Origin of the sequence: Nitrosopumilus ureiphilus (genome assembly GCF_013407185.1) — an archaeon.
In the GTDB taxonomy this organism is placed as follows: domain Archaea; phylum Thermoproteota; class Nitrososphaeria; order Nitrososphaerales; family Nitrosopumilaceae; genus Nitrosopumilus; species Nitrosopumilus ureiphilus.
Genome location: NZ_CP026995.1, coordinates 935240 through 956660, shown reverse-complemented (window position 1 = coordinate 956660; position 21421 = coordinate 935240). Strand labels below are relative to the sequence as shown.

General features: G+C 33.4%; 27 protein-coding genes and 1 pseudogene. 12 read left to right on the top strand and 16 right to left on the bottom strand.

The features are described 5' to 3' along the window. Positions 1-24: 24 nt before the first annotated feature. The 6 genes and pseudogenes from C5F50_RS05590 to C5F50_RS05565 form a co-directional block, all read right to left on the bottom strand. Complete coding sequence (locus tag C5F50_RS05590; RefSeq protein WP_246282176.1) at positions 25-477, bottom strand: DUF6659 family protein; 453 nt, start codon at positions 475-477, stop codon at positions 25-27. A gap of 228 nt (positions 478-705) precedes the next feature. After that, positions 706-1080 carry a hypothetical protein gene (locus C5F50_RS05585; protein WP_179372672.1) on the bottom strand — a complete coding sequence of 125 codons (375 nt, stop codon included), beginning with the start codon at positions 1078-1080 and terminating at the stop codon, positions 706-708. Between the two features lie 130 nt (positions 1081-1210). Continuing rightward, complete coding sequence (locus tag C5F50_RS05580) at positions 1211-1384, bottom strand: hypothetical protein (protein ID WP_179372671.1); 174 nt, start codon at positions 1382-1384, stop codon at positions 1211-1213. Positions 1385-1455: 71 nt separating this feature from the next. After that, positions 1456-1713 (bottom strand): annotated as a pseudogene (locus C5F50_RS05575) (DUF7482 domain-containing protein); the annotation flags it as partial. Positions 1714-2100: 387 nt separating this feature from the next. Then, positions 2101-5145: an SdrD B-like domain-containing protein gene (locus tag C5F50_RS05570; RefSeq protein WP_179372670.1), complete on the bottom strand. Its 3045-nt coding sequence runs from the start codon at positions 5143-5145 to the stop codon at positions 2101-2103. Positions 5146-5931: 786 nt separating this feature from the next. Next, positions 5932-6555, bottom strand: coding sequence for a superoxide dismutase (locus C5F50_RS05565; protein WP_179372669.1), 624 nt, complete (start codon positions 6553-6555; stop codon positions 5932-5934). An 85-nt stretch (positions 6556-6640) separates the two neighbouring features. Between C5F50_RS05565 and C5F50_RS05560 the strand changes: the two genes are divergently transcribed. Then, positions 6641-7255, top strand: a complete 615-nt coding sequence (locus tag C5F50_RS05560; protein WP_179372668.1) for a hypothetical protein — start codon at positions 6641-6643, stop codon at positions 7253-7255. On the opposite strand, the gene C5F50_RS05555 is transcribed toward C5F50_RS05560, so the two are convergent. Further along, entirely contained in the window at positions 7256-9613 is a 2358-nt protein-coding gene (locus C5F50_RS05555) for an SNF2-related protein (RefSeq protein WP_246282169.1), read from the bottom strand. A gap of 91 nt (positions 9614-9704) precedes the next feature. Between C5F50_RS05555 and C5F50_RS05550 the strand changes: the two genes are divergently transcribed. Continuing rightward, on the top strand, positions 9705-9872 hold the full coding sequence (locus C5F50_RS05550; RefSeq protein WP_179372666.1) for a hypothetical protein: 168 nt from the start codon (positions 9705-9707) through the stop codon (positions 9870-9872). A 303-nt stretch (positions 9873-10175) separates the two neighbouring features. Further along, positions 10176-10856 carry a PAC2 family protein gene (locus C5F50_RS05545; protein ID WP_179372665.1) on the top strand — a complete coding sequence of 227 codons (681 nt, stop codon included), beginning with the start codon at positions 10176-10178 and terminating at the stop codon, positions 10854-10856. A gap of 189 nt (positions 10857-11045) precedes the next feature. On the opposite strand, the gene C5F50_RS05540 is transcribed toward C5F50_RS05545, so the two are convergent. Further along, complete coding sequence (locus tag C5F50_RS05540) at positions 11046-11705, bottom strand: hypothetical protein (RefSeq protein WP_179372664.1); 660 nt, start codon at positions 11703-11705, stop codon at positions 11046-11048. A gap of 160 nt (positions 11706-11865) precedes the next feature. On the opposite strand from C5F50_RS05540, the gene C5F50_RS05535 reads away from it, so the two are divergent. The 5 genes from C5F50_RS05535 to C5F50_RS05515 all read left to right on the top strand — a co-directional run bounded on the left by C5F50_RS05535 (position 11866) and on the right by C5F50_RS05515 (position 14226). Then, positions 11866-12792, top strand: a complete 927-nt coding sequence (locus tag C5F50_RS05535) for a carboxypeptidase regulatory-like domain-containing protein (protein ID WP_179372663.1) — start codon at positions 11866-11868, stop codon at positions 12790-12792. Positions 12793-12846: 54 nt separating this feature from the next. Beyond that, positions 12847-13014 (top strand): hypothetical protein, encoded by a 168-nt coding sequence (locus C5F50_RS05530; protein WP_179372662.1) that lies wholly within the window; start codon positions 12847-12849, stop codon positions 13012-13014. A gap of 187 nt (positions 13015-13201) precedes the next feature. Then, entirely contained in the window at positions 13202-13345 is a 144-nt protein-coding gene (locus C5F50_RS05525) for a hypothetical protein (protein WP_179372661.1), read from the top strand. A 47-nt stretch (positions 13346-13392) separates the two neighbouring features. Then, entirely contained in the window at positions 13393-13548 is a 156-nt protein-coding gene (locus C5F50_RS05520; protein ID WP_179372660.1) for a hypothetical protein, read from the top strand. Between the two features lie 342 nt (positions 13549-13890). After that, positions 13891-14226, top strand: coding sequence for an arsenate reductase family protein (locus C5F50_RS05515; RefSeq protein ID WP_179372659.1), 336 nt, complete (start codon positions 13891-13893; stop codon positions 14224-14226). Position 14227: 1 nt separating this feature from the next. Here C5F50_RS05515 and C5F50_RS05510 read toward each other — a convergent pair whose 3' ends face one another. The 4 genes from C5F50_RS05510 to C5F50_RS05495 all read right to left on the bottom strand — a co-directional run bounded on the left by C5F50_RS05510 (position 14228) and on the right by C5F50_RS05495 (position 15550). Then, positions 14228-14467: a hypothetical protein gene (locus C5F50_RS05510; protein WP_179372658.1), complete on the bottom strand. Its 240-nt coding sequence runs from the start codon at positions 14465-14467 to the stop codon at positions 14228-14230. A gap of 19 nt (positions 14468-14486) precedes the next feature. Next, positions 14487-14780, bottom strand: a complete 294-nt coding sequence (locus C5F50_RS05505; protein WP_179372657.1) for a hypothetical protein — start codon at positions 14778-14780, stop codon at positions 14487-14489. Between the two features lie 202 nt (positions 14781-14982). Then, the gene (locus C5F50_RS05500) at positions 14983-15129 is read right to left on the bottom strand and encodes a hypothetical protein (RefSeq protein WP_179372656.1); all 147 of its coding nucleotides are present in this window, start codon (positions 15127-15129) and stop codon (positions 14983-14985) included. Positions 15130-15208: 79 nt separating this feature from the next. After that, positions 15209-15550, bottom strand: a complete 342-nt coding sequence (locus C5F50_RS05495; protein ID WP_179372655.1) for a CxxC-x17-CxxC domain-containing protein — start codon at positions 15548-15550, stop codon at positions 15209-15211. 94 nt (positions 15551-15644) lie between these two features. Between C5F50_RS05495 and C5F50_RS05490 the strand changes: the two genes are divergently transcribed. Both C5F50_RS05490 and C5F50_RS05485 read left to right on the top strand, forming a co-directional pair. Then, the gene (locus tag C5F50_RS05490) at positions 15645-16694 is read left to right on the top strand and encodes an ABC transporter permease (protein ID WP_179372654.1); all 1050 of its coding nucleotides are present in this window, start codon (positions 15645-15647) and stop codon (positions 16692-16694) included. Next, on the top strand, positions 16691-18058 hold the full coding sequence (locus tag C5F50_RS05485) for an ABC transporter permease (RefSeq protein WP_179372653.1): 1368 nt from the start codon (positions 16691-16693) through the stop codon (positions 18056-18058). The genes C5F50_RS05490 and C5F50_RS05485 overlap by 4 nt, the downstream gene beginning before the upstream one ends. Here C5F50_RS05485 and C5F50_RS05480 read toward each other — a convergent pair whose 3' ends face one another. From C5F50_RS05480 to C5F50_RS05465, 4 genes are all read right to left on the bottom strand, one after another. Next, positions 18059-18370 carry a hypothetical protein gene (locus C5F50_RS05480; protein ID WP_179372652.1) on the bottom strand — a complete coding sequence of 104 codons (312 nt, stop codon included), beginning with the start codon at positions 18368-18370 and terminating at the stop codon, positions 18059-18061. It abuts the gene before it with no gap. Between the two features lie 9 nt (positions 18371-18379). Beyond that, positions 18380-18634, bottom strand: a complete 255-nt coding sequence (locus tag C5F50_RS05475; RefSeq protein ID WP_246282167.1) for a hypothetical protein — start codon at positions 18632-18634, stop codon at positions 18380-18382. Between the two features lie 143 nt (positions 18635-18777). After that, a complete protein-coding gene (locus tag C5F50_RS05470; RefSeq protein WP_179372650.1) occupies positions 18778-19176 on the bottom strand; it encodes a Mov34/MPN/PAD-1 family protein in 399 nt (132 codons plus the stop codon). Positions 19177-19206: 30 nt separating this feature from the next. After that, positions 19207-20487, bottom strand: a complete 1281-nt coding sequence (locus C5F50_RS05465) for a coiled-coil domain-containing protein (RefSeq protein ID WP_179372649.1) — start codon at positions 20485-20487, stop codon at positions 19207-19209. A gap of 78 nt (positions 20488-20565) precedes the next feature. Here C5F50_RS05465 and C5F50_RS05460 point away from each other — a divergent pair, with 78 nt between their 5' ends. Continuing rightward, on the top strand, positions 20566-21027 hold the full coding sequence (locus C5F50_RS05460) for an SRPBCC family protein (RefSeq protein WP_179372648.1): 462 nt from the start codon (positions 20566-20568) through the stop codon (positions 21025-21027). A 62-nt stretch (positions 21028-21089) separates the two neighbouring features. Next, a complete protein-coding gene (locus C5F50_RS05455; protein ID WP_179372928.1) occupies positions 21090-21419 on the top strand; it encodes a hypothetical protein in 330 nt (109 codons plus the stop codon). Positions 21420-21421: the final 2 nt, after the last annotated feature.

Below are 21421 nucleotides of genomic sequence, written 5' to 3'. Positions count from 1 at the left end.
TAAAAAGTAAACATAAATGAGAAATTATTTGCCAACAAACTCTCCCCATTGTCGTCCAAGTTTAGAAATAACTCGAAAAGCCAATCTGTCAATATTGACATTAGATTCGGCAACTAACATCATTACCTTGTCATGAATTGGAAAACTCATTATTACAACATGTTCTCGACGTGATGCAGAATATTTCACGTGTCCTAATTCAGCATCAAATTTTTTTCTCTTTGCTACTCTAGATGCAAGTTCTTTGCAAACAGATTCTAATTGCTCCTCAGTTAATCGTATAGTCATTCCAGGTTTACATCCTCCTGCCAGTAAAGTTCCAAACTCATCTAACAGACCTACATATCTTATTTCCGCATCATCTAAAATATCCTGACATTTTAGTTCATATTCTAAGATATCTAATTTTTTTTCGGGCACAATACTAGCAATCCAAGTATTACCATATTTTTTTAAACTGATTTTATCCTTTGACATTACTTGTCAATTTATCTAAATCAAAATTTGGTTTTTCTTCTCCAAGTTTGCTGGCAATTAGTACAGTCAACACCATAATAGAATTATCACTGGAAGATATATCCGATCTAGTTTATCCAAATTACACTCACAAAATTAATCTGTTTTTGATGATAAACTTAGAAACATCATCTATTATTCAAGAAAAAATGGCACAACCAAAAATTTCAATTAAGAAAAAGGAGAGAGTTATTTTAAACGTCTATAGATTTCTTTGAATTCAAGTGACAGATTGTATGAAATGTTTAAGAGATGTGTGAGTTGGTTCATAGAGGTTTTATCATGTCCTAGTTGCCTTAGCAGAGTCAAGGCTTTTTGAGGAGAGCTAACAGACAGATGGCTTTGACCAGACCATGTTTTAAAAGCGCTTTCCACATCCAAAGAAAAATTCAAAACAAATTCTTTCCAGTTAGGCATGGATTTTAGAGCCTTTTCACTCAACAGTACATGAGACAATTCACGGAATTCATTTTTTCTATCAACGTATAGCATTTCAAGTGCTGCTTGAATCTTTTTTTCTTCATATTGTTCGGTGTTTAACATATACATTCCAGAAATACTCATAACTCATTATTGTTATAATAAAAGATAAATCAAGTAGTTGATTCTCTGAAAAATTGTTAAAAAAAATCATTAAAAATTAACAAATGTAAGGAATTCAAAAATAAGAAAGAGGAGATCTCATTGGAATAGGTCAGTGAACTACCACTCGCCAAAGCTCGTGGCTTCCTGCTTCATCGAGCCTCAAAGTTGCTTTCGCAGACGTTTGTGGTTGTGGCTCTTGCATCCCTTGGTCGGGAATTGTCTTTTCAGACTCAGGCGTTTGTATTTTGATGATTCCCATAGTTCCTGTGGTATCATATGTCATTGGTTTTCTTACACGCATATTTTATTTGAATATTTGATTGTGTTTTGCTTTGAGTTGTGGTGTGCTCGCTCTCATCCCAACCCTAAAGGGTTTGGGTTTTCCCGCTCACATTCCACAAACGGACAGTTAACAACATGGTCACTATCCATTGGACGTGCAATACCAATGTCGATCAAACCAGCTTCTTTGTATGCATTCATATCATCAATGGTTTCTAATAGTTGTGCATTTTCAGGATCTGCCCAGCCAATCATAAAGATTCTCCACATAGGAGAATAGTCTGCATCGCCAGGAGATCCTGCTGCAATTCCAGGTTGGAATCCAAAGGGCTTCAGGATATTTTGTCATATGTTTAGATTCATTTCAGGCACGATAATTTTATTTTTTTAGTACACAATATGTACACATCATTAGAAAATAAGCTTTGCACATAAAATACAAAGAGTAATCAGAAAATATTGTCCTAATTTTTACTTGAATTTTGTTAGAATAATTTGTTGGTAGGAGGACGGTTTAATTGAATTTCCCTCTCACTGCTTATAATTACATATTCAAGATTGATTCATTAAAAAAATAATTTTAAAACTATGGGAGGACGATTTGTCAGATCACATTGACACCCCGACTATAATTAGTCATGACTGGACCTGATTAGATTACTAAGTTGTATCTAGAAAAGTTCCATCTATACGTAGAATTTAGATAATCTAACTTGGCTAATCATCTTCATCATCATCTTGTTCTGAATTCAAAACTTTTTGGGAATGTTTCCACGACTTCTTGTAATGATCTATTGCTTTGTCAAACTTTCCTTCGTTTGCCTTTTTATCACCTTTGATTAATTCTGATTCTGCTTTTGTCAATTCTTTGTTTGTTTTCTTGTCTGCTTGGTTTTCAGGAGTATTTGCCAAGTCAAATGCATCAGTTGCAAGTTGTTCATCAATAGTTATGATTTGAACTATTGTATCAGAAACGTCAATTGCATCAACTTTCAACAAGCTCTTTACTGCATTCTTTTCCTCATCAAACACCTTGTGTCCATCTTTAGAATCTAATGTGCTGTCATCAACCCAGAATTTGTCATCGATACTCTTAGTGATGTGACTGATTGCCTTTTCCAATTCTTTGTCGGATTTTTTGTCTCCAGTTGGTAATTCAGATTGTAACTCAGTGATAATTCCTTCCTTCTGTTCCTGTAAAGGTATCACACATCCATCAACAGGAGTCAAGAAAATATCTAAATCAGTTACGGCAGGTGGAATAGTGACAGTAGAGCTATCTTGGGTTATGAATCCAGATTTTGCAACTGTTACTTTATAATTTCCAGGTACAACAACCCATCCATATCTACCATCTTGTTCGGTTATCTGTGGATTAATATCAGGTAGAAAACCAGATTCAGAAGATACAAAGTTATCAGTTGTTGGAGGAGAGTTTACTTTGAGAGTTACTGTGGCACCATCAACAGGGTTGTCAGTACATTGATTGAATACAGTTCCACTTGGATCAACATAGATACTTCCACCAAATTGAATTTCATCTTCGCCAGAAATTAAACTAATATCTTCTGGGAATCCAAGAGTATCTGCAGGACAATCTACATAAAATTTCAGATTGGCAATTCCATGAGCAGGGAAAAATGGCGTAAATGTTGTTTCCCAGATTTCATTAGTAACATCTACCTCAGTCATAAGCTGCTCAAATGTTGTTCCACTTTGAGGAAAACTAATTACCAGATTAATCTGTACGGGTTTGTCTGTACCACAATGATCAAAACCATTAGGTCCAACATTTTTCCTGTATGTTGTATCTTCACCATAGTAAACTGTTGGTAATCCGTTTACAGTAAATGAACGTTCATTAACTATTTCAACCTCAGGTGGTGGAGAATCTGCAACAATATTACCAAAGTTCACTCCAGAGGTGACTTGGTTTGAGATGACAGTAACTGTTTGAGAAGGAGTAGTTGCAAGTAAATTCAAAGTGACAAATGGTTGTGAGAATGGCTCATATACAGTATAATCTGCTGGAGGGAGATTTAACTGATAATTTCCATTAAAGTTTGTAAAAGTACACGTATTACCAGGAGTGCTACAGATTTGTACAGAAGACACACCAGGTTCACCAGTATCTTGTACACCATTACCATCTAGATCATTGAATTTAATTCCAGTAATAGTACCAGGCGGAACACTTTGAAAACCAAAGTTTACATCATTAACAACATTGCCAGTCAATTCTACAAATTGATCCTGATTACCTGCAGGAGTAGATAAGGAAAATCCAAATACAGATGGTTTTTGAATTCTGTAGAATCCAGAGTCAAGGTCAGTAAATCCGTATTCACCACTAGGGTTAGTAGTAATAAAACCTGCAAAGGAACCTTGAAGATCAGGTGGAGTTAGTTTCCAAAGAATAATAGATTTACCTGCAAATCGCTGCTCTCCTGCATCTACAAATTCATCACCATCAACATCTTCCCACACGGTTCCATGAATTTCACTAGGACCTACAAATTCATTTTGGAAATCAATTCCAGTAATTATTTGGCCAAGACTAAGGGGTACAATATGAGGCTGATTGTCTAATGGAAATACCTGTATTGAAAAGTCAGGTAGAACTTCAGATACAGTATAGGTGTCAGGAATCAAATCCATAAACCAATACTCACCATTAGAGTCAGTAGTTGTTTCACGGTTTATGGTATTATCATTATTTGTCATGTTAATTGTAACACCAGATAGAGGATTACCATCTTGTAGTTTCATTCCATGAATTTCTCCAGTTGCATCAGTTCTGGTATTATTGAATATGCACAATACATCATCGGCAGGATTTAGTATAAGATTACTTAATGGAGTTATAGGAATGCCATGATTTTTACACTCTGAATTATCTAGATTCCAGTTTGCGGGAACAGTTTCTGAAACAGAGTAGGTATCAGGAGTAAGAAAGAAAGGACCTGCAGAACCAGTATTCTCAGAATTTATTTCTGTTGTGGTTATACTAGCAGGAATTATTGTAGTAGAGTTTTGTATAGTGAAATCAAAAGTATCTGAAAAGTCACCAGAATTCTTTATTATTGTTATTTTAGCAGGAGCAAATTGATTGACATTTGTAAATTTACATAGAACAGAGTCACCTAGTAATGGGGTAAATGTAGTTGCGTTTAATGGAATATCTACTCCGTTAACGCTACAGAATTGACCAGTTAGCAGCCAGCCAAATGGTACAATTTCAGAGAGGGATTGTTCATCACCGGGAGTTATGTCAAAGATTTGTGGAAATTGTGATACACCATTAGATGTTGTAACAAAGTGATTCTGAGTTCCTGAAGAATTTGTGTTTTGTATTTGGAATGTACCATCACCGCCAAGAGATTGCTTGATTATTGTTAGGGTAGTGTTTTGTTTTTCATTAGTAAATTTACAAAGCACATGATCACCTATAGAAGAAGTAAATGAGGTGGAGTTGCCAGGTATTGGAGTGCCGTTAATCTCACAGAATTGCCCAGTTAGAGTGAAACCATTTGGAGATACTTCAGTAACTGTTTGAAGATCACCTGCAACAATGTCGATTGGCGTAGTGGAGGCAAATCCAAATTGAGTATTCAAAATATGTAAAGAGGTTCCTGAAGAATTTGTGTTTTGTATTTGGAATGTACCATCACCGCCAAGAGATTGCTTGATTATTGTCAATGTTGGATTTCCAGGATGAGTTGCAAATGCAGGAATTGATGTAATGCCTATACTTAATATCAAAAATATCATAAAAACAGAGGTTAATTTTCTATACAACAGATGATTTGATAATATTTATGATATATATTATTATCATTTGATACGAATTTCGTATAACAATAATATGATAAAAAAATAGATTAGGCAAGTTTAGTTCTATCTTGCAACATAATTTCACGTATAAAATCAAAAACATTGTAAGAATTTCAAAAAATCTCATGAAGAGTTGTTAACTTAGTTCCGACAGATTTGGGTTCAGTACCTTATAGGCTTGAATCATTTTTAGTTCTAGTTTGATTCCATCAAAGGGATTTGAACTGATAGTTCAACACCACAAGATATCAATCTATTAAGGTTCAATGCATTTTGTGATCATCTTTCGTCCCATAATACTTGAGAAAGTAACAGATAGTGTTTGAGGATGATCTCATAAAGAAATTCCGTGAAAAACAATCAAAACTAAACAAAGAAACTACAAAGTCAGTTAGCTTCTTTAGTGTAATAGGCCAGATATTGCGCAAACATACAAAATGATTTTAATTCATCTTTTAATGTTATTTTTTAGATAACTCCTATTTGTGAACTGTTTTGACATGTCTTTGTAAATACCCTTTTCCAGCTAAACGTTTTTTACAATAAGGACATTGTAGTCTAGAAATCATTCTTATGTTCATACTTTTTATAAATCTCACATATTAGATTATTCTCAACATCAGATCAAAAACCAATTCAAATAGTTGCTTGTGTTTCAATAATGATCATAAAAATGAAATTTCGCTTTAAAAGAATTTGTCCAGATCAAACACATTATACTGGAAGTTCTGAGAATCGATTTCCAACATAATCCCAGTTTACAACATTCCACCAGGCTTTTACATAATCAGGTCGTTTGTTTTGATATTTCAAATAGTATGCATGTTCCCAAACATCCAACCCCAACAAGGGTGTTTTTTGAACAGTCCACGGACTATCTTGATTTTGAGTTGTGATGATTTCAATTTTATTGTACGTTTGATTAAAAACTAACCAACACCAACCACTTCCCTGAATAGAAATTGCCTTCTCTGAAAATATCGTTTTAAAATTATCAAAATTATCAAAATAAACATCAATTGCATCTTCTAATTTTCCATCAGGTTTACCACCCCCATTTGGAGTCATGACTTCCCAGAATAATCTGTGATTTTCAAATCCACCACCAAAAAAATTGATAGTACTTTGTCCAGATTCAGAAATAGATGTCAGTTCAGAAAGAATTGATGAGATATATTTTGGATGAGATGCAGCTCCAATCTCTTGAAGGGATTTGTTTAATCCATCAACATATGCTTGATGATGTTTTTGATGATGAATTTTCATAGTTTCCGTATCAATAAATGGCTCTAGTTCATCATACCCATAAGGTAATCTTGGGAGTTCATATCTTACCACATGTCAAATTTTCATTATCCACATATATTCTTGAATATCAAAATCAATTGGAAAGGATGATTAATCTTGAAGGTGAATAAATGATATGCGAAAATTAGGAACTATAGATTTAGAAATTTTACATTTAGCCATAACAAAGAAGGGAACATTCAATGAGAACAATCTTGAGAATTCAGAATTAAAGAGGTTGGGTGTTGGAAAAATTTTAGATTCTTTGGCATCACTAAAAGATAGAAAATTTATTTCGTTAAACAAGGATGGCTCATTTTCCATCACGGATCTTGCCAGAGAAATTCTTTGGAGTGATAGCGTACCAGTTTGGGCAAAAATACTGCGTCTACTTCAAATAAAATCATGCAGTATGAAACAGATTACAGACACTCTTGGAACGTCAGAGAAGGAAATTTTAGAAGACTTGGAAAAACTAAGAAAAAATCAATTTGTTCTAATGTCACCCCAAAGACAAGAAGACAAGATAGTTAAAATTTACGAGATAATGGATGAAGGAATAGAAGAAATCGACAAAACAGAAGAGACAGGATTTGAAAATACCAAGTTTTCAGACCCACCACCAGGAATAGAAATCATCAGTCTAATTGAGGAGATTTCTAAAAAAATTCAAGATTCCCAATTAGAACAAACAGAGAAGAACAACATTGTTGGAAAATTGTCTTCCCTAAAATCTAAATTAGAAATTTAATTATTTAGAACGAATCTTATCTTGAATTTGTGCTAAGATGAGCTCTGCTTTGTCCTTATTTTCATAATTGTCAGATGACTCGTCCATGATTTCATCAATCTCATAACTCTTATCCACCAAGATATTTGCCACATGATCATCAAGTGTTCCTGCCCCTATCAAATAGTATGCAAATACAGTGTTTTTCTGACCAATTCTGTGGAGTCTGTCTTCTGCTTGTCTATGAATTGCAGGACTCCAATCAAGCTCTGCAAAAATCACATATTTTGCTCTAGTCAAATTAATTCCTACATTTCCAGCACGAATACCTGCAATCATTAGTTTCGATTCTCCTTTTTGGAATTTATCTATTTGATCCTGTCTAAGTGAATCAGATTGTCCACCAATAATTGAAACAGGTGAAAATTCTTCCAGGCTCTCATTAAGGAGTTTATGAATAACTTTATGATGACAAAATACGACAACACTTTCTTCAATCTCCATGATATTTTTAACAAAATTAATTACATGTGGAAGTTTTGCAAGTCCTGCAATTTGTCTTTCACTTTGAATTGCTCTATGGTATGATGCAGATTTTGAAAACTCAGTTTCTGCAACTTTCTGCTCTGCCTCAAGCTTTTTCCAGATTTTATCAAGTTCTTCAAGATAGTAATCAGTATCAGCTGCAATGATTTCTTTGTAACGTACTTTGTCTTTTAGTTCTTTTAATACATCAGATTTTTTTCGTCTAAGCATCACATGTTTTTGTAATTCATTTCTAAGGGAGGCACGTTTATTTTCCAAAACAATTGCTTTTCCTTTTTCGTTAACATAACAAAAGTATTCACAGAATTCTTTAAAGCTCCCAAGAAGTCCAGGTTTGATAATATCAATAATAGGCCAAATTTCAGAACCTCGATTGTAAATAGGAGTCCCGGATAAACCAATTCTATACAATATTGAATGGAGTGCAGCAAGTTTTTTGACAGCCTTGTATTTTTGAGTGGTCTTTGATCTTAGATTATGAACTTCGTCACAAACTATTGTTCGGAGACCAACCTTCATCAAATCCTTGGACCTTTTTAGAAGTAATTCATAATTGATAATGTAAATATCAGTTATTGGCAGTTCTTCAGATTTACCAGTTCGTATAATCGTAACACTGGGAGATTCTGATTCTAAAATTCTTCCATTTCTACTCTTTTTCTTTAAGAATTTTTCAATCTCTCTTTCCCAGTTGTTCAATGTGACTAGTGGAGCGACAACAAGTACTGGAAAAGTTTGTTTTTCAGTGGAGACATACGATAATGTCTGGACAGTGTTATGTGTAATCATACCATTAACGACATAGTTGTGAGTTTCAGGTACAGAAAGATCATATACATATCCAGAATATCTTTTTGTCTCAATTTTTTTGATTGGACACCAGTTGATGGATTCTAAAGATAGTTGTTGTAGATCACAGGCAAGAGAATGATTATTTGTCTTTTCTAGTTTGTCTATTACAAAATATGCAAGATTGTTGCTCATACCTTGAGTATATTTGTACGGAGTGGAAAGATGCAGTGAACGCAGTGAAATTCCCTTATCTGCAATCTGTTGAACAATTTTCTGTGATGGAATAGATGGAACTGCAACTTTACCATCTATGTTCAGACTGTTTGCCATCATCCATCCATCAGGAGTAAGAAATCTGTGACGTTTGGTACATTCTAAAACAGAACCATCATCAAGGGTGATTTTTACAATGTCTTCATCTATCTTCTGTCTGAAAACTTTGCTTACTTTTTTAGCAATAATTTTTTGTCCATCAAATGTTTGTACAGTAATGGGTTTTGATAGCTTTGCCCAGCATTCACCTTCATGTTGCTCCAGCATGATAGAATCTTTCCATAGATCCTCAATTGGAATTTGACCGTCAATAATCTCGATCAATGATGAACCCAACACGCACTTTCCCAATCCCATTTCATCAGCTAATAACGCATTACCAGAAGATTTTAGCAAGAAATCTAGACCTTCTTTTTGAAAATTCAAAAGTTTTCCACGAAATTGATCTCCTGTTTTTGCCTTCTTTAGTTTGTGCTTGATTGGAGGCAATGTAGGTTTTGGAGCATAAGTCTTTACAATTTTTCGTTGCCAAATAGTTTTTGATAAAATTTCTAGTGGATATCTATCCATAATGAGTTTCAATTGTTTTACGTTTTCAGTGCTATCAGGAATGATTACTTCATTTACATTTTCACCATACCATGCTTCAGGAACTAGCCTAGAGATCATATTGACTGCACGATCACCAGTAATTTTCCAACACCAGATTTTAGAATATTTGTCAAGAGCATACTCTAATGTTCCAATGTTTTCCATGGATGTTTCCATAATTTGTCGATAGAAAGTTTTTTTGCCTTATGAATCTTCATATTTTTGTCGATCTTTGAAAAAACGGTCTTTGAACTAAAAGAGTTAAAATATGATACATGTTTTACTATATGGAAAAAACATATCAGAAATTTCAGGCTCAAAATACAGTATTCTATCATCAGAAGGAAAAATCACTCATCAGAAAGCCAATCTAATGAACGGAAATGGCAAATTTAGAGAGGCTAAGAGGATTTCAGGATTTCATGAAAAAAGATGATCAATACCAAAAAAGGCAATGATGTAAGTAATGAAAAGCACAGGATAAAATCACCAGTATTTTTTAAAAGTAAAAAATATGTGACCATACAAAATTTTAAAATGAAATAAAATAGCGATTCCAATAATTCGACAGGATTAAAAAATTCTTAAAACAGGAGAAGAATGAATAGTTTTTTTAAAAAAAATGCATTTTAGATTTACGTAAATTTATTCCAAATTATCAAAAAAGTCATGAAAAGCAACATTTCTAGAATTGTAAATTATAACATATCTTTAAAATTCATTACATTTCAGAGATATCGTGGATTTTGTTCAAAATGAAGAGCCAAATGTAAAAAAACCAATCATCATAGCTGCAATGCAAGACATGGGAAATGTGGGAAGCATAGTAGTAAATTTCATCAATGATTCATTAAGAACAAAAACATTCAGAATTGCAAAAACACCATATCCAACATATGTAGTTGACAATGGAGGATACATTGATCTTCCTGATGAAAGTTGGGAATACAAGTACACAGATGATTTGATTGTTTTTGGAGGTGGAAAAGGACAACCACAAAGCAATAGTGAATTAAATGCATTATGTCAAGATGTAATAGATATTGCAAAAAAATATTCTGCAAAATTTATTTACACACTTGGTGGATTTCACACCAATAAACCACTAGATAATGTTCCAAAAACATACATCACTACAACAGCAATAGAATTAACAAAACAGATGGAAAAATTAAAAGTGAGCACGACTCCACAAAAGTCAATCATTACTGGATTTAATGGGCTGATTCTAGGATTTGCCAAAAAAAACCAAATTCATGGGATTGGCATGTATGGAGAGATTAATGAGCCTGAAATACCACAATACAGAGCAGCGATAAGCATTATCAAAACCATTGAAAAATTAACATATAGAAAATTGGGCGATACGAGTCAATTAGAAACAATGGCTCAAGAGATTGAAAGAAAATTTAAAAATTGAGATCAGTGTGAACTTCCCACTGGGTGTGGTTCAGTATTTTCATCATGGCAATCACAGCTACAAAGATGTGTTTTATGATTATTCATACAATCAATGCATTCAAAATGCTTTCTTGTCTCGCATGCAGCACAAATCATACTACAAATCATAAACTATAGATGAATTTGAGTTTTTTCTATAGTATGAAGGCTAATACTCGACTTCACTTCGTCCAAGAAGATTTTCAGTCAACTCCACATATCCCTGTGGATCTACTTCCTTTGCAAAACCTTTGTCTATATTTATCAGATAAATAGAATGAAGACGAGCATTGAGAATGTCATCATATTTTATTGGGGGATTTTTGTAATAACGATCACATAGATCTTGGACTTTTTTTATGTCTTTTTCATTTCTTGCATTTGGAGGCAACATAAAGATCTTTGAAATTGGCAATATCCCTACTGCAGGAGTAGCCAATGAAAACTTTGAACAGTGTTGGCTATATCGTGCAATCTTACTCATTATCCTTGCAGCAAAATAATCTACCGTGTCCATTGCATGTTCAGGCGGAGTGAAACCAGTTTCTATTTCAATTATTGTGTCTCCATCTCCTTTTTTTGCATAAATATCACATACCAGAATATCTGAAACATCTTTTTCGACTTTTACTGCATATCCTCTGGAAATGAGATTACTTGCACAAATTAATTCCAAGATGGAGTGATTGATTTTTACCAAATTTTTTTGATACATTTCAATTAATTGTTGGCAGACATCGTTTAGTTTGGATACATCTTTTTCTTTGAGGTCCGATGATAATTTTTCAGTCATTTGATAAACATCGTTACGGAATTTTACCAAGTCCATGATTCAAGATATGATAAATCTGGTAGTTTAAGAGTAGTTGGGAATTAAAATTTAATGGAATTTTGGACCTGAAAAGAGGCAAAATTACTCAAATAAAATTAAAAAATGGCTAATTTTTATTCATACTTTGGCTTAACAAGGAAAATCTAAAGAATGTCACGTGTATAAAAACAGGCTTGGAGTAATGGGGTTATTTTCATTTTTAATGCTATTTTCTATTGTTTCGACTTCTCATGCAGAATTATGGGAATTAGTCATCGATGTTAATGTAGAAAAAGGGGCAATTTATTCAGGAGATTCAGTAATAATTACAGGCAAAGTGGTAGACCAAGCATACAAGCCAATTGGAGGCGCAGAGGTTTTCATCAAGGCAGGCTCTTACACCACAAAAGCATTCACTGATCCTTGGGGAGTGTTCAGAGGAGAAATTAAAGACTTTGAAAGAATTCCAGGCACTTACATTGTTAATGTGGTGGGCTCATGGTATGGAATGACAGGATTGTCAAGTGCCAAATTTCAAGTGAAAGGAGAAGCATCTCCAGTTTCAGCTTTGCAAGAAAAATTATCTACAGACGAGGCCAGAAAATACCTAAGCTCTAATGAAAGTGATTTTGAGAAGAATCCCATAGGTCAGACATTATTCAAGTATTATCGCGGATTATTAGATGAACTAATCTTAGAGCAAAAAATTGCCACGGAACCTTCAGAAGAAAAAATCCACGTAGAGCAACAAAGATTGATTGCTGAAAATCTAAGAAATCAAGCAATTGATAAGTTCAAGCCAGGTGCAGGTACATACGAAGGATTTCAGTACAATTATTACATCAACGGCCTTGACCCAAAAATTAAAGATCTAGTAATTAGTCAACTCAACTTTACAAAGAATAATTTTGAGGAAGCCCAAAAAATTAGAAATGAAATTCTTGCAAATGGAGGAACATATGAAGAAGCTAGGCAGGCATATCTAGACAAGATATCAATCCCAAAAGAAATTCTTGAAGAGTTTAATCAAGAAAAAATAAATCAAGAATCAGAAGAAAGTCCAGATGAGAATCAACCCTCAGAAGAAGATTCTGAAAATCAATGAACAATTGATAAATTCTACGCGGGCCTTATATTCAAAATTTCACAACAAAATTTGATGAAAATAGATATTCCATTACCTTGTCCATCATGTGGCGGAAAAATGTATTCTGTTAGTTATGAATCATCATTTGCACTACTCAAGAAAAGAAGTTGGCACGTATGCAAAGAATGTAACTTTGAGAGAAATTCTGAAGAGTTTAAAAAATCCATTTGCTGTGCATGACTGCATTTTTCTTTTTCTAAACAATCAATAATCTTTGAGTTAATTTTTATGAAATTCATTGTGGAATCCCTAAAATCCCCTTTTAGGATATGCACGAAAAACAACTTTCAATAGTTTTGATGGAATCTAGTTTCTATTTTGCTTATTCAATAGGCTTAAGTTCACAATTCTTGTAGAAAATTCATTAATGAGTAAGGATTTGTTTGAAGCACAAAAAAATAGCAATTATGATAAATTGTATCTAGAAAGTGATGGATTTGATGAAAATGGAAATAAAAAAGAATATCCAGAAGAATTTAAAGAATTACTCAAAGAATTTGAAAATGCTTAGATTCTAAACTCCAATAGGCTTAAGTTTTAGAAAATGTAACCAATGTTATGGGATTTTTAGACAAATTCAAAAAAACCAAAGAGAAATCAACTGATTCTGAAAATAGGGAAGCTGAGCAAGAAGAGATGAGAGAAGAACAGCACGAACTTGACTTGAAAGAAAATTATGAAAGTGACGAAAATTATGAAGAATCTAAAGACTAGATAATCATACTTAAGTTCATAAAAAATATCTTTTAATGACAATGAACAAAATATGCCCTTGTAAGTGTGGATGTGAACGAAAAATATCCAATGTCTATTACGATACTTGTATCTTTTGCCTACTTGGAGAACATAAAAAATGAAAAATAATTCTTCTAAGAATTATCAATACGCTTAAGTTCCTACCATTTACCAAAAATTATTGAAAACATTATTCAAAGGAGTTATAATAGTAGCAGGAATTATTTTCGGTGTTCTTTTAGTATTGAATACAATTAATCCTTAGATTCTAAACTCATCAATCTAAACAATTTTTAATCCTGATCAGATATAAAAAATGAATTGAAGATATTACACAAACCAACATGCATTACATGTAAAAAAGCAATTGTCGAGATTGAAAGAATGAAACTAGATATCGAAAAGAGAGATTTTTTCAAAGAGCCACTCTCAGAGGCAGAATTAAAAAAAATCATCAAAATGTCTGGAAAGACCCCCTCAGATTTGCTCAGAAAAAGAGACAAAATGTTCAAAGAATTAGATTTGGGAAATAGTAAAAAAACAGATTCTCAAATAATCAAATTAATGATAAAGTATCCAGGACTAATTATGCGCCCAATAATCATTTCGGGAAACAAGGTATTTGTTGGAAAGATTGATTCAAAAAATCTAAAATAATTTAGGAATCTTGTTTGAAAATTCGTATAGCCTCTAAATGAGAACAATTAGCTTTCAAGCCTTTGCCATGGTGAAATTTGTAGAAATTTTTGAATCCAGGACATTCACAGGTATCAGATGTAACAAAGTATGATTTATCAGGATCTGAGGAGGATTTTATCTGAAATAAGTCATTTTCAATTTGAATAACACCTCCGCTTTCAACAAGTTTTTTTGCTTTTTTGATAGTATTTACACTCATGATTTATCAGATAACATCATCATTTTTTATTCTTTAATTTTTTCATTACACTTCCCCATTCTAAATCATCCTGAGACATTGCATTCTCATAAAGAAGTTCAAAGGCCCATGCTAAAATTTCACTCCAAATGGCCTTTAGTGATTCATCATCAGTCCAAATAACACTTGTTTTTACTGCATTCATTGCAAGAATATTATTTCTGTTCTTTACCGGATTCTTATCCCATTTTTTCAGCACTCTGTCACAAAATTCCAAAATCTCAGATTTTGTTAAAACAAGTTTGTCAGGATCAAAGGTCTTTTTTTTACCCATAAATACAATAAAACAAACTAAATTATAATATTTTAACAATCAGAGATTTATCATACTTTAATAAAATGTTTATAAGAAATGCTGCCGTAACAACACAAGACGAGAGACTTGCTTTTCTGCCTTGATTAGCGCCTAGAATTCGTTTCACTCTCGTCAAATTTGAATTATATAATTTTCAGAACTCGTCTAGTTTTTCTATCACTTAATTCAACTTTAATCCCATGGGACGAAAATTACTTGAAGTGTGAATTCTCTTTACTGCTCCATTAGTTAATTTCCCTGATCCTTTTTGAGAGTTATCTGAACCGTTGTTCCAATCGTCATTGTCTGGAAGAATGATAGTAACCAATAATGAATCACAGAATATGGAAACTCTAAATTTTTGGATTATAAAATAAAGGGGTTTTGAAAATTACTCAAAACGATTTTTAACTTTGTTTGTGATTTTGGAAACATTCTCTGCAATAAACAGGTCTGTCGTCTTTTGGCTTGAATGGTATTTGACAATCATTTCCACAGTCACCGCATTTTGCGTCAAACATTTCTCGTGGTCTATCGTCTCTTCTACCAAATCTAGAGCCTCTGTCACCACCGTAGCCGCCAGATCTTCCTCCAAATCTTCCACCAGGTCTTGGTGCTGGTTTGTGATTTTGGAAACATTCTCTGCAATAAACAGGTCTGTCGTCTTTTGGCTTGAATGGCACTTGACATTCATTTCCACAGTCACCGCATTTTGCGGTGAACATTTCTCTTTCTCTATCAAAGGACATGTCTTTCTAATTTGGATGAAAATCTGCCGTAATTAAACTGTGGGAAAAAACATCTATTGTTATAAACTAATCCTCTCCCTTGAGAATATTGAGTATGAAAAGATATGTGGCCACAAGAATGGCTACGATGTTTGGAGTTTTGATGATTACACTATTGATTACAATTTCTCTTGTAGGCTCCAATATGGACACCATTCTAAAGCAGGGGATAGTGTTTCAAGTCAGGGCAGAGATAACAGAAAATCCTGCAATTGCTGAAAGTTTTTCCTCAGTAGATGAGTTTGAGTCATTTGTTCAAGCCCAGATAGCTCATAGAACCAAGATCTTAGGACTGGATGAGCCATGGTATTCGCCTCAAAGAATAGGAATCACAATGTACAAGATATTACTACTAGATTTTGGTCACGCTACATTTCTAACAAGTGATGAAGGATCATCAAATGTAAAAGACATACTTTTTGAGAAACTCCCAAGAACAGTTTTACTTTTTACGACTGCAACAATAATTATCTCAATCATTGGAATTTTTCTAGGTGCTTTATCAAGTAGTAAAGTTGGTTCTATTATTGATAGAATTACATCTAGTTTTGCAATAATCAGTTCTAGTTTTCCTGTTTGGTGGATAGGAATGTTGATGATATTCTTGTTTGCATTCACATATCAGATATTTCCTGCAAGAGCAACCCCAGACATCTCATCATCAGATCCTGGATACATTGGTTCTTTGCTTTATCACATGGCATTACCATTAATTACAATTGTAATGATTGGTTTTGGATCTTGGGCATATTTGGTAAGAAATTTTATGGTCGGTATCATGCAGGAAGATTTCATCATGGCAAAGAAGGCAATTGGAATTTCACAGGAAAAAATCATCTACACACATGCCCTAAAAAATGCGGCACCCCCAATTGTAACCATATTGGCTCTTAGTTTATCAGGCTCTCTTGGCGGAGCAATAATCACAGAAGCAGTATTTGATTGGCCAGGAATGGGCAGACTGTATTTTGAAGCAATCACAGTAATGGATCTTCCAGTAATTATCGGTGCAACATATTTGCTTACAGTGTTCTTTTTGATCAGCATATTCATTGCAGATTTGCTTTATGGTTATTTTGATCCCAGGGTGAGAACAGGTCAATGAGTGGAATAACACCTCAGGAAATAAAACAAGAGTTTCTTAAGAGTAAAATGGGAATTGCAGGAATTGTAATTCTCACAATACTTGTAGCTACATCAATTATTGCAATGATTGCAATTCCAGTTGAAACATTTCAAGAATGGAATAATCCAGGTAGTTGGATTCTTTATCCAAAGGTAGCAATTCCAATTTGGGTGAACATGTTTATGATAGAAAAGATTCCAGAACACAAAATTTTAGAGAATCCAAATATTCAAACTATCTCACAAGAGGAAATATCCCTTACTTCACATCAATTTGGATTAAATTTTGATTATGATTACTTTCCAAATGATTTCATCTATGTGTTTTCATCAGAATATACGGGTTCGCCATTATTGAAAATGTCAGTAATTAGGCCAGATGGATTAAAACTTGAATTATTGTCAACATCACTTCCTCATTCTAATTCAAAAACAATTCACAGTGAAAGAATTTTTTCAACAGATGAAGCAATTAAGAAAAACTTGTCACTGCAATCTGAAAAATTCCAATTTTCTCTAAACAGACTATCATCGGAAGATATTGTATTTTCAAAAGCACATGCAAATGAACCTCTAAAAGGAAATTATATATTTTCTGTGGATTTGTATGGAGTGAATTTTGAAAATCAAATTCATGAATCAAAATTAATCATTGGCGGGAAAGCTTTTGGAATAATGGGTACTGATGAATTGAGACGAGATTTAGCTGTAGGATTACTATGGGGAACCCCACTTGCATTGTTCATCGGAATTGTCGTTTCAATTACCTCAGTAGTAATGGGTTTACTATATGGGGTCTATGCAGGATTTAAGGGTAAAAAAACAGACGAGGCAATGATGAGATTCAATGATGTAATCTATGCACTGCCAGCACTGCCATTCCTCATTATTCTTTCAGTGACAATCAGCAATAGCATATTTTTGATGATTGGTTTTTTGATGATATTTGGTTGGGTAGGAATTGCAAAAGTTGCAAGAAGCATGTCACTTCAAATTAAAACTCGGGGATATGTGGATGCGGCAAATATGATGGGTCAAAAAGATTCTAAAATAATTTTCAAACATATTTTGCCACAATTACTTCCTTATGCATTTGCGAGCATTGCCATTTCAGTTCCAGCTGCAATAACAACAGAAGCAGGTCTAAGTTTTCTGGGATTGGGAGATCCATCTTTTCCCACATGGGGTCAAATTTTGCACGACGCCAACATATTTGGAGCAGCTGCAAGAGGTTTATGGTGGTGGATTATGCCACCTGGAATAATGATTGCAATTACAGGGCTTGCATTCGTATTTATCGGAAATGCTCTTGACGCAATTGTTAATCCAAAACTCAAAAGATAGTCACATACTATAATTTCGAATAATATCCAAAGAGGCATCATTGAGTTTGATTGTATATGTTAGTGAGTTTGGATCTTCTTTTGTTTCTGCCAAAATCTCAGTAAATTTTGTTTTTTCATCCTCGGTAGCTCCTGCTTCATGGGCACATAGATTAAACGCCTTGAGATTCAGATTGTTTTTTAGCAAGTGTGCAATGAATTTTTTGTAATCATCAGTATTTGTCCAAGGAATATCTTTCTCCTTACATGCTGCAATCCACACATCAACAGAATTATGAAAGATTACTTTTTTACGAATTTCATCTAGTGACATTGTATCTCGTTAAAAATCTGCACGTTGCATCTTTGATCCACATCGTGGACAAGTGCCGCCCTTGTGTTTGTTGTTGCAAACAAGACAAACATATCTGACTCCACCAGAGCCACCTTGGGAACCCATTCCAAAGAACCCACCACCAGTTCCAGAATCACTACCATATCCACGCATACGACTCATGTATCGCTTTCTTAAGAATAGTGGAAACACAATAAAGATTGCAAGTGCCGCACCTAACCCATATGGGAATGGGAGTACCATCTGTAATCCGATGCTAATAGCAAGAGACGCACCTAGAAAAAGCAAATAAGTTTTGTAATTAAACAATTCAATAAAAGTACCTTGAAAAAGGTTATAAAGTTTTGTCAGCTATTTCCAGTTTACATCACGAGAATTTTTAAATTTCAGATTATTGAAAGAGGGATTTCATTGCCATTACTATCCCACGCAAAAATTGAATCATCATCATACGGGGACTTTACAATAAGTGAAACCAATCCAAAGAAATTGTGTAAATCAGTTACAGAGGGTTCTGCAGAACCACTGGGATGTGAATGAACAATTCCAAGATAGCTCATGTCAAAGGGCAAAAATGAATGTGGAAATCCGGCAAAAGTAGGACCAGTTTCACTAAATGGAGGGATTACAAGTCCATCAATTTTAATTTCCCCATTCTTTGATTTACCTTTTAATATCAAAATCCCTTCATTGGGATGTTTCATTTGGCAGAAAGATAAAATGCTGTCAAGTACATCTTTTTGAATCAAAACTTTACGCTCAAATTTTTTCTTTTTGAAAATCACAAAATCACTACAACATCAAACTAATTTAATTTAAGATGAATCTAGGATGTATTTTGTATTTGAAAATTGTCTTAATTTTTCTTCAATTTTAGTAACAAATCGAGGGATCTTCGAGATAATTTCATCTACTTCATTTTGAATGATTTTTGATTTTAGTTCAGCATCTTTTTTAAAGGAAATATTTTTTTCAAGGTCGTTTTCTAAGGAGAAAAGATTTTTTGGATTTAGCGAATTCAAATCATTTTCTAGTTGTTCATATTTTTTAAAATATTCCGAGACCTGCTTTACAAACCCATCTAGCACCTCTTCGGTTTCAGTAATTTGAGACAGTGTCTTATCAATGTCTTTTACTGAAATAGATTCAGATGACACTGCTTTTCGGACATTTTCTAAAATTAGTATTATGGAATCTTTGTTTTTTGGAAGAAGAATTCCAAACGGATCAGTGTTTAGTTTAGTCAAAATATTTTTTTGATCCTTATCCAGTGATGAAGCATATTCATATCTACTCAAAGGACGGGAAATTTTTGTAAATTGGGCATCAATGTCATTTTTTATTTTTGTTCTTTGATTACCAAATTCATCTAGACTCTTTTTTAAGTCAAGATATTTTTTGTAATTTTCCGATGATTTTATTTCCTCAATGGAAGTCTGAATGGATAATATTTTTTTTTCTAGTGAAACTATGTTTTCTTTTGTTTCGATTATCTTTTTTTCATTTGCTGTACGGGTTTCTCTTAGAGTTTTAATTTGAGTGAGATAATCCAGAATTTCATCAGAAATGGATTTTGTGTGATCAAAAATTTTTAGAATGGCATGAATTTCTGAATGATTTTTGTTCATTACTTCAAGATTATTTTTTAATTGCGCAGCATATTTTTTTGCAAAAATATGGATTACTCTGGTTTGTCTTCCCAAAACATCGCCAACTTTTTTTAAAATTTGATTCAAAGTAGAGTCTAATTCTAGTGCATTCTCAATGGATGAAATTTCAGGAATGCGAGTTACACCTTTTTTAATTATGTTAATTACCTGTTTTTTGCCTCGAACCACAATAATTGCCAGATGCTTGTCAATATCATCAACATTTAGATTGTCTTTTTCAAGCATTTTTCCAATATTTATCAAATCATCAATTAATGGTGCAGTAGCATTTCTAAGGTTTTTAATCTCAGAAATGGTCTGAGATTTTCTTAATTCTTGAAGATCTGTTACTATTTTTGGCACATCAGAAAGACAAATTTGCTTATCAGCAGTGATTTCCTCTATTGGTTTTTCTTCTTGCTTTTTTTTACCCCATCCAAAGACCATTTGTTGATATTTGACTCAGGGGATTAAAAATGGTTGTACAACTAAAATTTAAAATTCAGCCAGATTAGATTAGTTCACATGATAAAAACTCCAAAAAAATCATTTCATACTGGAACAGTCAAAAAAACAATCAAAATTAAGGCTTCAAAAGACAAGGTTTGGAGAAAAATTAGCAACATAGTAGGATTGCCAACATGGTTAGTTGATGTAAAAAAGACAGTTTATCTTTCTAAAAAGAAAAGAGGTGTAGGAGCAATTAGATCAATCACTTTTGCAGATGGAAATAAAATAGAAGAACATGTTGTTGCATGGAAAGACAAAGAATATTTCACATACATTGCAACTGAGGGATTGCCATTGAGAGCATATGTTGCAACAATTTCAATTAGAGCGAGATCCAACAAACTCGTTGAGTTAACCTGGCAATCATATATTAATAGCATAAAAATGTCTGAAAAACAATTCATAGAATTTCTTGCGTTTATGGGTTCATTTTATGAAGCATCACTGGAAAATCTAAAAACAATTCTTGAAAAATAGTACTAGATAGTTTTTAGGTCAAACTGTAAATATGATAAATCAGAAAAAAAAGTATGAGCGATATGCGGTTTATCATTATTGGTATAGTGCTTGTTTTTGCAGGATTTCTTATCTTAGGAGTATTTGGACATAATTTTCAGGCTGCTACTTTAGAATCAAATGAATTTGGAACTTGTTATGAATATTTTGATGATAAACCACCAGTTGAAATCAGTTGTTCATTTAAGATATTTGATCAAATAGTATTCTTTGCAATAGTCATGTCTCTAATTGGAGCAGCAATTATTTCATTAGTCAAAGGAATCAAAGGGGATTGGGACAACAAAGTAAAACCAGAAGACATGGCAGGACCCAGTGGAAGACAAACTGATGATTCGGATAAAGATCAATGAAA

Bases quoted from the DNA above. Each gene is read 5' to 3' on its own strand.
- C5F50_RS05520 (WP_179372660.1), top strand. From the start codon at position 13,393: ATGGGATTTTTAGACAAATTCAAAAAAACCAAAGAGAAATCAACTGAT.
- C5F50_RS05560 (WP_179372668.1), top strand. From the start codon at position 6,641: ATGCGAAAATTAGGAACTATAGATTTAGAAATTTTACATTTAGCCATA.
- C5F50_RS05465 (WP_179372649.1), bottom strand. From the start codon at position 20,487: ATGGTCTTTGGATGGGGTAAAAAAAAGCAAGAAGAAAAACCAATAGAG.
- C5F50_RS05455 (WP_179372928.1), top strand. From the start codon at position 21,090: ATGCGGTTTATCATTATTGGTATAGTGCTTGTTTTTGCAGGATTTCTT.
- C5F50_RS05540 (WP_179372664.1), bottom strand. From the start codon at position 11,705: ATGGACTTGGTAAAATTCCGTAACGATGTTTATCAAATGACTGAAAAA.
- C5F50_RS05490 (WP_179372654.1), top strand. From the start codon at position 15,645: ATGAAAAGATATGTGGCCACAAGAATGGCTACGATGTTTGGAGTTTTG.
- C5F50_RS05580 (WP_179372671.1), bottom strand. From the start codon at position 1,384: ATGACATATGATACCACAGGAACTATGGGAATCATCAAAATACAAACG.
- C5F50_RS05585 (WP_179372672.1), bottom strand. From the start codon at position 1,080: ATGAGTATTTCTGGAATGTATATGTTAAACACCGAACAATATGAAGAA.
- C5F50_RS05510 (WP_179372658.1), bottom strand. From the start codon at position 14,467: ATGAGTGTAAATACTATCAAAAAAGCAAAAAAACTTGTTGAAAGCGGA.
- C5F50_RS05530 (WP_179372662.1), top strand. From the start codon at position 12,847: ATGAAAATAGATATTCCATTACCTTGTCCATCATGTGGCGGAAAAATG.
- C5F50_RS05505 (WP_179372657.1), bottom strand. From the start codon at position 14,780: ATGGGTAAAAAAAAGACCTTTGATCCTGACAAACTTGTTTTAACAAAA.
- C5F50_RS05475 (WP_246282167.1), bottom strand. From the start codon at position 18,634: ATGGTACTCCCATTCCCATATGGGTTAGGTGCGGCACTTGCAATCTTT.
- C5F50_RS05550 (WP_179372666.1), top strand. From the start codon at position 9,705: ATGATACATGTTTTACTATATGGAAAAAACATATCAGAAATTTCAGGC.
- C5F50_RS05480 (WP_179372652.1), bottom strand. From the start codon at position 18,370: ATGTCACTAGATGAAATTCGTAAAAAAGTAATCTTTCATAATTCTGTT.
- C5F50_RS05525 (WP_179372661.1), top strand. From the start codon at position 13,202: ATGAGTAAGGATTTGTTTGAAGCACAAAAAAATAGCAATTATGATAAA.
- C5F50_RS05460 (WP_179372648.1), top strand. From the start codon at position 20,566: ATGATAAAAACTCCAAAAAAATCATTTCATACTGGAACAGTCAAAAAA.
- C5F50_RS05590 (WP_246282176.1), bottom strand. From the start codon at position 477: ATGTCAAAGGATAAAATCAGTTTAAAAAAATATGGTAATACTTGGATT.
- C5F50_RS05495 (WP_179372655.1), bottom strand. From the start codon at position 15,550: ATGTCCTTTGATAGAGAAAGAGAAATGTTCACCGCAAAATGCGGTGAC.
- C5F50_RS05555 (WP_246282169.1), bottom strand. From the start codon at position 9,613: ATGGAAACATCCATGGAAAACATTGGAACATTAGAGTATGCTCTTGAC.
- C5F50_RS05485 (WP_179372653.1), top strand. From the start codon at position 16,691: ATGAGTGGAATAACACCTCAGGAAATAAAACAAGAGTTTCTTAAGAGT.